The 10,171-nt window shown below is 59.9% G+C and carries 8 protein-coding genes; 2 read left to right on the top strand and 6 right to left on the bottom strand.

The features are described 5' to 3' along the window. Nucleotides 1–173 precede the first annotated feature (173 nt). On the top strand, nucleotides 174–1,304 hold the full coding sequence (locus KHQ28_RS14845; protein WP_072198277.1) for a LacI family DNA-binding transcriptional regulator: 1,131 nt from the start codon (nucleotides 174–176) through the stop codon (nucleotides 1,302–1,304). On the opposite strand, the gene KHQ28_RS14850 is transcribed toward KHQ28_RS14845, so the two are convergent. From KHQ28_RS14850 to moeA, 6 genes are all read right to left on the bottom strand, one after another. Next, nucleotides 1,301–2,566, bottom strand: a complete 1,266-nt coding sequence (locus tag KHQ28_RS14850) for a DUF1479 domain-containing protein (protein ID WP_032419155.1) — start codon at nucleotides 2,564–2,566, stop codon at nucleotides 1,301–1,303. The two genes, KHQ28_RS14845 and KHQ28_RS14850, sit on opposite strands and share 4 nt — an antisense overlap. Before the next feature lie 139 nt (nucleotides 2,567–2,705). Continuing rightward, nucleotides 2,706–3,521: a Cof-type HAD-IIB family hydrolase gene (locus tag KHQ28_RS14855; RefSeq protein WP_004176742.1), complete on the bottom strand. Its 816-nt coding sequence runs from the start codon at nucleotides 3,519–3,521 to the stop codon at nucleotides 2,706–2,708. Between the two features lie 176 nt (nucleotides 3,522–3,697). Beyond that, a complete protein-coding gene (locus KHQ28_RS14860) occupies nucleotides 3,698–6,130 on the bottom strand; it encodes a formate C-acetyltransferase/glycerol dehydratase family glycyl radical enzyme (protein ID WP_016947480.1) in 2,433 nt (810 codons plus the stop codon). 4 nt (nucleotides 6,131–6,134) lie between these two features. After that, complete coding sequence (locus KHQ28_RS14865; RefSeq protein WP_004183492.1) at nucleotides 6,135–7,034, bottom strand: glycyl-radical enzyme activating protein; 900 nt, start codon at nucleotides 7,032–7,034, stop codon at nucleotides 6,135–6,137. Between the two features lie 154 nt (nucleotides 7,035–7,188). After that, on the bottom strand, nucleotides 7,189–7,944 hold the full coding sequence (gene moeB / locus KHQ28_RS14870) for a molybdopterin-synthase adenylyltransferase MoeB (protein ID WP_004176736.1): 756 nt from the start codon (nucleotides 7,942–7,944) through the stop codon (nucleotides 7,189–7,191). After that, complete coding sequence (gene moeA / locus KHQ28_RS14875) at nucleotides 7,944–9,179, bottom strand: molybdopterin molybdotransferase MoeA (protein WP_016947479.1); 1,236 nt, start codon at nucleotides 9,177–9,179, stop codon at nucleotides 7,944–7,946. Before moeA ends, moeB begins: the two co-directional genes overlap by 1 nt. A gap of 235 nt (nucleotides 9,180–9,414) precedes the next feature. Here moeA and KHQ28_RS14880 point away from each other — a divergent pair. Then, nucleotides 9,415–10,171: isoaspartyl peptidase/L-asparaginase (locus tag KHQ28_RS14880; RefSeq protein WP_211777629.1), on the top strand; the 757-nt coding region annotated here is incomplete at its 3' end.

Raw genomic sequence — 10,171 nt, forward strand, 5'->3', positions numbered from 1 at the left:
TTAACTATTTGAATAGTCTATTTTTTATCTCAACATCATTGGTATAACTAGTATGGGAGATGTTGGACCAATTCAGGCTAGGGCAGAAAAATCGTCTGGCAAAGCGCTATTTATGCAAGTTTTTTCATGAAATGAGCGAGATCGCATATTTGACAGCGGAATTTGCTTGTAACGTGTGCTTTGGCGATTATGAAAATTCTTTCATTTTTCAATCGGAGCTGGATCACAAAATGGATAAAAAGCTGCGCGTCGCCGAAATTGCCGCCCGCACCGGGCTATCGCCCAGCACCGTTTCACGCGTCCTGGCCGGGAAAGCGAATACCAGCGACAAGGCGCGCCGGGCGGTGCTGGACTGCGCCCGCGAGCTGGGTGTCATGCAGGGGTTGGCCGCCGGGCGTCTGCTGCTCAATCATCTGCTGGTGTTTGCCCCGCAGCGCGCATTCGATGAGCGATTGGATATCTTCTACTACCGGGTGATCCAGAGTATCAATAACGCGCTGGCGGCGCATGAAGTGCGCCTGCGCTACTGCGCGCTGGATGAGAACGACAGCGACGCCAACCTGTTTCTTGCCCGCATGAATGAACCTGAGACCCAGGCCGCGGTACTGCTGGGGATCGACGATCCGCATATTCATGGCCTGGCGGCGGATCTGGGCAAACCCTGCGTATTGATCAACTGTCGGGATGAAGGGATGCGGCTGCCGTCCATCGCTCCCGATCATCGGCTGATCGGCCAGTGCGCGGCCCGCTATCTGTTTGATATGGGGCATCGGGCGGTGATGAACGTGATGTGCCTGCGCCGCTATACCATGGAGCTGCGGCTGGGGGGGATTCAGGAGGCGTGGCGCGCGCGTAATCTGCGCTTTACCGCCAGCCGGGATCTTATCAGCGTCGCCAACTTTAGCGCCAGAGAGACGGAAGAGCAGGTGGGCACCTGGCTTGACGGCTTACAGGGCAGGCCGTTGCCCACCGCCTTCCTGGTGGGCGGCGATTTTATGGCCGCCGGCACCGTCAGCGCATTGCAAAAGCGTGGCCTGCGGGTGCCGCAGGATGTCTCGGTGATGAGCATTGACGGATTTAATCTGGCGGCGATTCAGGAGGTGCCGCTGACCGCGGTGCATGTGCCGCGGGATGAGCTGGGCAGCGAGGCGGTGCATCTCCTGCAGCAGCGCCTGCTGCGCCCGGAGGCGCCGCACGGCTCGCTACTGCTGCATGGCACGCTGGTGGTACGCGATTCGGTACGGCGGATCCGGCCGGGCAAAGGCCATACCGCCGTCGAGCCGCAGGGGCTGTATGACGATTAGACCGGCATACCCAGCGCCCGTTTGCCGTGGATATTCAGATCCTCCAGGGTGAAGCGCCCCTGCCAGCTGGCTTCATAGTCCTCGCGCGGGAAATCCCCCGGCGAGGCGCCTTTTTCCAGGGCGATTTTCACTTTCTGCGCGTAGGCGAGGTTCTTCTCGCACATCGGCGCGGCCGGAATGTACATCACATTTCCCCAGCCCTGCTGATTTTCCACCGGCGCCACCGAGTGAATGATGTCGCAGTGCCACCAGACGGAGTCCCCGGCATTCAGCGCTGGAATCGAGCTTAACGCTTTAATTAAGAGCGGGTGCCACTGCTCAGAGATCGGCAGCACTCTGCCCGGCGCAACGCCGCACAGCTCATCTTCCGGCACATCGTCGAGCAGGGGGCGCAGTAGCACATAAGCCATCGCCTCCGGGATCGGCACCACGTGCAGCAGCCCCTGACCCGGGATCATGTCCGACAGCGCGGTCCAGCCCTGGAAGGTGCGGAACACCGAGCATTTGGTGGTGTTGTCGACGGTATACTCTTCCACTTCGGTACGGTGCGCGGCGTCCCACGGGTCGTAGGCGTCGATATTGCCATTAAAAACGTTGGCGAAAACCTGCTGATAGGCGGGAAGCAGCCAGCGCTCCAGCGCGCCGGAATCGGTATGCGCCCCCAGCCCCTTCGAAGTGATTCCCGGCGGGCGGCGGCGGATGCGGTCGGGATAGATCACGCTGACGTCCGGATCGAACCAGCGTTTGCCATTCTGTTCAAAACGCCACAGGCGGTTGAGGAAAGATTGCACTGCCGCCATTTCATCGCTCTGCCGCGCCTGCATTTGCGAGGGCGACCAGTAGATCGGGTAGATCTCCGGGCGCGAAGCCTCCAGCGAACCGAAGAAGCTGTCGCCAGGCCCTTTGTAAACATCGTCGAAATGGTTGCGATCCAGATATTCCAGCATCGCGGTATCCCACGCCAGCGCCTGTTCGCGTGGGAAGTGGCCTTTAATCACCGCGCAGCCCCGGCGCTTAATGGCCGCGCGCTGCTCATCGCTCACTGTTCCTTCGGCGATATCGCGGAACGGAACGGTTGGCCAGACCTCCTGGCCTGCGGCTTTCAGTGTCTCAATCTCCTGCAGCCGCTCGCTGATGCGCGCTGAGAGCTTATCGAACACCGCCTGGACGTCGCCAATTTGCGCCCGCAGGGCCTGTTTCATCTGGCGAATCGCCGCTTTGTGATCGGCGGGAAGGGTTTCGTGGGTCGGGAGAGCAGCCATAATAACCTCGCTGTATCTTTCATTCGAAAGTATTAAATCTTACAAACGTTAATTTAAGTTAAAATGGAGTTAATGCAAGTTTAAAATCTTGCTGCGGCGCACAAAATGGAAAACCGGGGCGCGATGCCCCGGCGAAGGGTCAGGCGTTGAAGGGCGGGGTGTTATCGAGGACGGCCTGGATAACGTTCAGCGCGCCGTCATGGTTATTATCGTCGGTAGTGTAGCCGGCGATGGCCTTGATGCTGTCGGCAGCGTTACCCATGGCGAAAGCGTATTTCACCAGCTTCAGCATTTCGGCGTCATTGCCGCTGTCGCCGATGGCGACGCATTGCTGCGGCGAAAGATCCCAACGCTTGAGCAAACGGCTGATGCCGTTGGCTTTATGCAGGCCAGGGATAATCAAATCGACAAAGCCAAAGCCGCTGGTGACCGGCTTCATGATGCCGTCGAGCGACACGTGCAGTTTATCAATCAGCTGTGGGATCTCGCTGTCCGGCAGGTTGAGAGAGAATTTAAACAGCGTATCGTCGATGGCGTGATAGTCGCTCACCCGCTGTAGGCGATGGTAGTGCTTCGACATTAGCTCAACAAAGGCGTCCGGAGCTTTATCGCTGACGTAGGCGCTCTGCAGGCCGCAGGCGACAAAGTTGAGCTGCGGATCTTTGAGCAATTCGCCAATCACCACTTGTGATTCGTGGCGGGTCAGTTCGCCGTGGAACAGCTGCTTGCCATGTTCATAAACCAGAGCGCCGTTTTCTGCGACGAATGAAATCTGCTCGCGAATTTCCGGGAAAAATGAGATCAGCTGATAGTACTGATTGCCGCTGGCGACAACGAATTCAATACCTTGCTGCCTGAGCTGCGCAAACTGGGCGAGGAAACGCGGGCGGTCGTACTGCTTGGCGTCATTGAGAAAAGTTCCGTCCATATCGGTGACGATAACTTTAACGGTCATAAGAGAGTGCTCCTGGCTTAACTTCGACCAGTAACATTCTAATTACAATGTGATGAGGAGCACAAATTTATTTCGAATGAAAGTTCACGCATTCAGAAAATGCCGGAAGGGCATGTCTTTTCCGGCCTGCAGAACAGGGTTGGCCCGCTAAGCATAGCGCCAGCGGGCACGAAGGATTACAGCGTATGTTCGGTACGGGCGATGATATCGTCCTGGGTATCCGGCGACAGGGCGGTGAAGAATGCCGAGTATCCAGCGACGCGGACCACTAAATCGCGGTACTGGTCAGGATGTTTCTTGGCTTCCAGCAGCGTGTCGCGCGACACGATGTTGTACTGGATATGCCAGCCTTTGTGCACCTCGAAGAAAGTGCGCAGCAGCACCATCAGCTTCTGCTTATCGGACTCGTTCTCCAGCGTTGACGGATTCAGCTTCTGATTAAGCAGCACGCCGCCGAGGATCGCCCCGGTCGGCAGCTTGCCCACCGAACTGATAACCGCCGTCGGACCCAGATGGTCGGTACCGGAGGCCGGGCTGGCCCCCTCCGCCAGCGGGGTATGCGCTTTACGGCCATCCGGCGTCGCCATGGTCTGCGCGCCGAACGGGACGTTAGCGGAAATAGAGGAGGTGCCAGCGTAATAATTGCCGCCAATCGGGCCGCGGCCATAGCGCGGGTTGTGGTACTGCTTCAGCTCGTCGATATAGGTCTGGTAGGCCCGCGCCAGCAACTCGTCGACGCTGTCATCATCGTTACCATACTTCGGCGCGCCGTTGATCAACCGCTGGCGCAGCTGCTCGTGGGTCAGACCGTCGAAATCTTCCGCCAGCGCCTTCGCCAGCTCCTGCTGGCCGATGGCGCCCTGATCGAAGACCAGTTTTTTCACCGCCGCGAGGCTGTTGCCGAGGTTGGCGATACCCACCTGCAGGCCGGAAACCCAGTCATACTTCGCGCCGCCCTGCTTAATGCTTTTCGCCCGTTCGATGCAGTCATCGACCAGCGCCGAGCAGAGAATATCGTGGACGTTTTCCTCCAGCATGGTATCGACCACATACTCAATCTCAATGGATTTACGGGTGTAGTAGCGGATCTGGTTATCCCAGTCTGTCAGCACCTGGTCGAAATTAGCGAAGTTGCCTTTCGACAGGGCATGCTCCTGGGGCAGGAATACCTGACCGCTGGTGGCATCGCGGCCGCCTTCCAGCGTCGCCAGCATCACCCGCGCGAAGTTGATAAAGCTCATGCCGGTGCAGCGGTAGCCCCACTTACCGCCGACCGCGGTTTCGATACAGCCGATAGCCGCGTAATCGTAGGCGTCCTGCGGCTCAATGCCCAGCTTAATGAATTCCGGGATGACGATTTCATCGTTGTTAAACGCCGGCATGCCGAAACCGCAGCGGATCACCTGGACGCAGGCGTCGAGGAAGTCGTTGCTCATCCCGGCGTGGTAGCGCACGCTGAGGTTCGGCTGGGTAGAACGCAGGCGACCGCAGGATTCCAGGATCGCATACGATAGCGGGTTGACCGCGTCCTGCGGCTTACCATCCACCAGATTCTGGCCGCCGATGGTGACGTTCTGGTATAGCGGGCTGCCGGCAGAGGCTTTGGAGTGCGAGCCGGAACGGATCTTATTGACCTCCAGCAGCTTCAGCCAGCAGCTGTGCAGCAGCTCAATGGCCTGTTCGCGATCCAGCGACTGTTGCAACTCAACGTCGCGGCGGTAGTACGGGTAGAGGTACTGGTCCATACGGCCAAAGGATACCGAATGGCCATTGGATTCAATCTGCAGGATAAGCTGAATGAAGTAGCACAGCTGCAGCGCCTGCCAGAAGGTTTTCGGCGGCTCATGGGCGATGACGTCGCAGTTTTCGGCAATCGTCAGCAGTTCGTGGCGGCGTGATTCGCGGGATTCTGCTGTCGCCATCTCGCGCGCCAGCGCGGCGAAGCGTTTGCTGTGATCGCTGACCGCTTCCAGCACGATATCAATCGCTTTCAGGAACTGCTCGCCGTGCAGGTCTTCCAGTACCGTCAAATTGATACGCGAGCGGCGTTCGGCGACTTTCGCACGCATCCCGTCGAGCCCTTTCTCCAGCAGCAAGGGGTAATTGACCGCGAGGTGAGCATCCCCGGAGGTCATATTGCCTTCCGCCTTAATAATGCCGGTGGCGAGCAGCGCCTTTTGCTCATCGGTGAACATACCGTAGCAGCGGTCTTGTACGGTCTGGCCGCGCCACCATGGGCACACTGCATGCAATACGCGTTTATTCTCCTCGCTGACCGAGAAGCCGGCGCCGGGGCGGTCGGCGAGATCGTCGATCTCTTTCTCAATCCAGCTGACGGTGTATTCCGGGAAAATAGGCGCGGCGCGCACTTCGCTGGCCTGGTTACCGACGATCAGCTCATCATGCTTGATCCAGATGGTGCGCTCCGCCAGGTGGTGAGCCAGCGCCAGCGCGCGGCGCACCGGGATCGGTTTATCGAGATGCCGCTGATACATCTCCGTATAGTGGCGGGCGCGCTCGGTACAGACCGGCGGCTTGACGATATGCACCAGCGCCATTTTATGGGCCTGGATACGGGCGCTGAGGGTGTTGAGCTTCAGGGTAGTCATAGGGTTATCCTCGTAATATCGCCGTTAGCCCCTTGCTTTGCGCATAATCCTGCGCGAAGGCGAGCAGCTCAGGAGCGTCCAGCGGTTTGTCCGGTGCGGTGTAGGGCTGACTGAGTAACTGGTATTTGTTCATTCCCAGCGTGTGGTACGGCAGGTAATGGATCTCGCTGACCTGCAGGCGATCGGCGGCAAAATCGGTGATCGCGGCAATGTCGGCTTCGCTGGCGTTGAATCCCTGGATCAACGGCACGCGAATAATCATTTTTTTCCCCGCCTGCGCCAGACGCTGCAGGTTATCCAGCACCCGGCGGGCGCTGCCGTCGGTCCACTGCTGAAAAACGGCCTCGTCAACGTGCTTCAGATCGGCGAGAAACAGGTCGACAAAGGGTAAAGACGGTTCAATGTATTTCCACGGCACGTGCAGGCAGGTTTCCACGGCGGTGTGAATGCCTGCCTGATGACTGGCTTCGAACAGCGCTTGCGCCAGCGTTGGGTTCATAAAGGGTTCGCCGCCGGAAAGAGTGATGCCGCCGCCGCTGCGATCGTAGAATGGTTTATCACGCAGCACCGTCGCCATGATCTCCTCGACGCTCTTCTCCTCGCCGCACACCGTGAGCGCGGTGGTGGGGCAGCAGTCGCGCAGCGCGGCGATATGGCTGTCGTTAACGTTTTGCCGGTGAATGATCAGGCCATCGAGGGTGCGGGTGATAACCGCCGGCGCCGCCTGCTGGCACAGCTCGCAGCCGGCCAGGCACAGCCGCGAGTCATACAGCAGATCTTCGCTACGGGCGCGGCTCTCCGGGTTCTGGCACCAGCGGCAGCCCAGCGAGCAGCCTTTCAGGAAGACGACGGTGCGGATCCCTGGGCCGTCATGGGTGGAATAGCGCTGGATGTTGAAGATCATGGCTTATCCTCTTGTTTGCGTATGAATATAAAAACACTTTCGAATGAAAGTTATGTTGACGCAAATCAACAAGCGGGATGGGGATAAGTCAGAGAGGAGAAAATAACGAGAGCGGTCACAAAACCACCGGCGACTCTCGTCGCCGGTGTGGGGGTCAGTGCGAGCCGCATACCTCGCACTGCGGGTGACGCATCAGCCTCATTTCGCGAAACTGGCAGGTCATGGCATCGTAGATGACGATTTTTCCGCTGGCAGGGGTGCCGTAGCCGCTCAGCAGCTTAATCGCCTCCATCGCCTGCAGCGAACCGATGGTGCCTACCAGCGGGGCCATTACCCCGGCTTCGACGCAGGTGAGGGCATTTTCGCCGAACAAACGGCTCAGGCAGCGGTAGCAGGGTTCGCCATCCTGATAGGTAAAGACGCTGATTTGCCCCTCCATACGGATCGCCGCTCCGGAGACCAGTGGGGTTTTGTGCTGAAAGCAGCCGACGTTAAGCTGGTTGCGAATGGCGACGTTGTCGGTGCAGTCGAGCACCAGATCGTGATCGGCAATCTGCGCCGCCAGCGCCGCCTCATCCAGCAAGGCATTGAGCGGGACCAGACGGACGTGCGGGTTAATGCGCGCCAGCGCCTCGCGGGCGGAATCCACCTTCGGCTGGCCGAGGGTGGCGTCGCTGTGCAGCGTCTGGCGCTGCAGGTTGGAGAGCGAGACAGTGTCGAAATCGAGCAGGGTGAGCTGCCCGACCCCGGCGGCGGCCAGATACTGCGCGGCGGCGCAGCCGAGCCCGCCGAGGCCGACCACCAGCACGCGAGCGGCTTTTAACCGCTCCTGGCCGTCAAAATCAAAACCGCGCAAGACGATCTGCCGGTTATAGCGCAGCATCTCTTCATCGCTCAGCTCAACGGTCATTACAGCCCCCCAAACAGGTGACTGAAGGGTTCGACCTCGACCCATTCGCCTGCTTCAACATGGCCGCGCTCACGCTCCAGCACGATAAAGCAGTTGCCGAGGCTGAAGGAGCTGAAAATGTGCGAGCCCTGATGGCCGGTGGTGTTCACCACCAGTTCGCCGTCCGGGTTGCGCTGCAGAATACCGCGCTGAAAATCGAGGCGGCCAGGCGACTTTTTCAGGCGCGTGGCGGCGCGGACCCGCAGGCGGGGCGCCTGAAGCGGGCCGTGCTTGCCCGAGAGTTTCGCCAGCAGGGGTTGCACCAGCTGACAGAAGGTGACGGTGGCGGACACCGGGTTACCCGGCAGGCCGCAGAACCAGCTGCTGCTAAGCTTGCCGAAGGCGAAGGGTTTCCCCGGCTTAATCGCCAGCTTCCAGAAGCCGATCTCCCCCAGCTCTTCGAGGATAGTTTTGGTGTAATCGGCTTCACCCACCGAGACGCCGCCGGAGCTAATGACCACATCGGCCTGCTGGTCGGCGGCGATAAAAGCGTCACGAAGCTTCGCCGGGTCGTCAGGAATAATGCCGAGGTTAATGACCTCGTAGCCCAACTGCTGCAGCATCAGGTGCACTGCCAGGCGGTTGGTATCGTAAATCTGGCCGTCGCCGAGCGGTTGACCCGGCAGCTGCAGCTCATCGCCGGTTGAGAAGACCGCGACGCGTACCTTGCGCACCACCTCGACCTCGGCAATGCCCAGCGAGGCCAGCACCGGCAGCTCGGCCACCGTCAGGGGTGACCCCGCCGGGAAGACCACCGCGCCGTGGGCAATATCTTCTCCGCGGCGGCGAATATGCTGCCCGGCTTTTACCGGCGCGATAAAGCGCACGCCGGCCTCGGTCTGTTCAGTCTCTTCCTGCATCACCACCGCATCGCAGCCTTCCGGCACCGGCGCGCCGGTCATGATGCGGATACAGGTCCCCGACGGCCAGGCGTCGTTGAACGGCTGGCCGGCGAAGGCCTTACCGGCGACCGGCAGCGCCGCGCCGTCGCGAAGGTCGTTCAGCCGGACGGCATAGCCATCCATCGCCGCGTTATCAAAGCCGGGCACATCCAGCGGGGAGACGATGTCATGGGCGGTCACACGCGAGAAGGCCTGCAACAGCGGTACAGTTTCCGTCGCGTTCAGCGGCGTAATACGATCGAGCATCTGGGCGAGGGCTGTGTCGAGCGGCATCAGTCCGGCGGTAAAATCCATGGGTCACTCCTGCGGGCAAAACAGCGAAAACGCCTATTATGGCAGAAAAGCGGCGCGGGCTGTATGCCACCTGGGTACGAGGCTTTACATCGCCCGCCGCTCTTTCTATATTCAAAAATTGTATAAGACATTCAGCAATATAATGATATCAATACCCTTATTCATGACATGACCGGCGCCGCGCCGCGGTACGACAGGGCAGGGGCGATCCACTTCATCGTTAAGGACTGGCGAAATGGGCAAGGCGGTTATAGCAATTCACGGCGGCGCAGGGGCGATTTCTCGCGCGCAAATGACGCCGGAGCGGGAGCGAGAGTATGTGGCGGCGCTGTCGACTATCGTCGAAAGCGGGCAGAAAATGTTGGCCGCGGGCGCCAGCGCGCTGGATGCCGTGACCGAGGCCGTTCGGCTGCTGGAGGAGTGTCCGTTGTTCAACGCCGGAATGGGCGCGGTATTTACCCGCGATCAAACCCACGAGCTGGACGCCTGCGTAATGGACGGCTACAGCCTGCAGGCTGGCGCGGTAGCCGGGGTCAAACATTTGCGTAATCCGGTGCTGGCGGCGCGTCTGGTGCTGGAGAAGAGTCCGCACGTACTACTGATCGGCGAGGGGGCGGACAATTTTGCCATCTCCCACGGGATGGCGCGCGTGGATAACGATCTCTTTTCCACTCCTGAAAGGCTACTGCAGCTGCAGGAGGCGAAAGCGGGCGGGGAGATTATCCTCGACCACCACGCCGCTCCACTCGACGAACGCCAGAAAATGGGCACCGTCGGCGCGGTGGCGCTCGATCTGGCCGGCAATCTGGCGGCGGCGACCTCCACCGGCGGCATGACCAACAAACTGCCCGGACGCGTCGGCGACAGCCCGCTGCCGGGCGCGGGGTGTTATGCCAATAATGCCAGCGTGGCGGTCTCCTGTACCGGCACCGGCGAAGTCTTTATGCGCACCCTGGCGGCCTACGATATCGCCGCCCTGATGGAGTATGGGC

The organism is Klebsiella sp. 28 (assembly GCF_018223905.1).
GTDB classification, from domain to species: Bacteria; Pseudomonadota; Gammaproteobacteria; order Enterobacterales; family Enterobacteriaceae; genus Klebsiella; species Klebsiella pneumoniae.

Coding starts and splice junctions, on each gene's coding strand:
- KHQ28_RS14860 (WP_016947480.1), bottom strand. CDS start 6,130: ATGACTACCCTGAAGCTCAACACCCTCAGCGCCCGTATCCAGGCCCAT.
- KHQ28_RS14850 (WP_032419155.1), bottom strand. CDS start 2,566: ATGGCTGCTCTCCCGACCCACGAAACCCTTCCCGCCGATCACAAAGCG.
- KHQ28_RS14865 (WP_004183492.1), bottom strand. CDS start 7,034: ATGATCTTCAACATCCAGCGCTATTCCACCCATGACGGCCCAGGGATC.
- moeB (WP_004176736.1), bottom strand. CDS start 7,944: ATGACCGTTGAGCTGAGCGATGAAGAGATGCTGCGCTATAACCGGCAG.
- moeA (WP_016947479.1), bottom strand. CDS start 9,179: ATGGATTTTACCGCCGGACTGATGCCGCTCGACACAGCCCTCGCCCAG.
- KHQ28_RS14855 (WP_004176742.1), bottom strand. CDS start 3,521: ATGACCGTTAAAGTTATCGTCACCGATATGGACGGAACTTTTCTCAAT.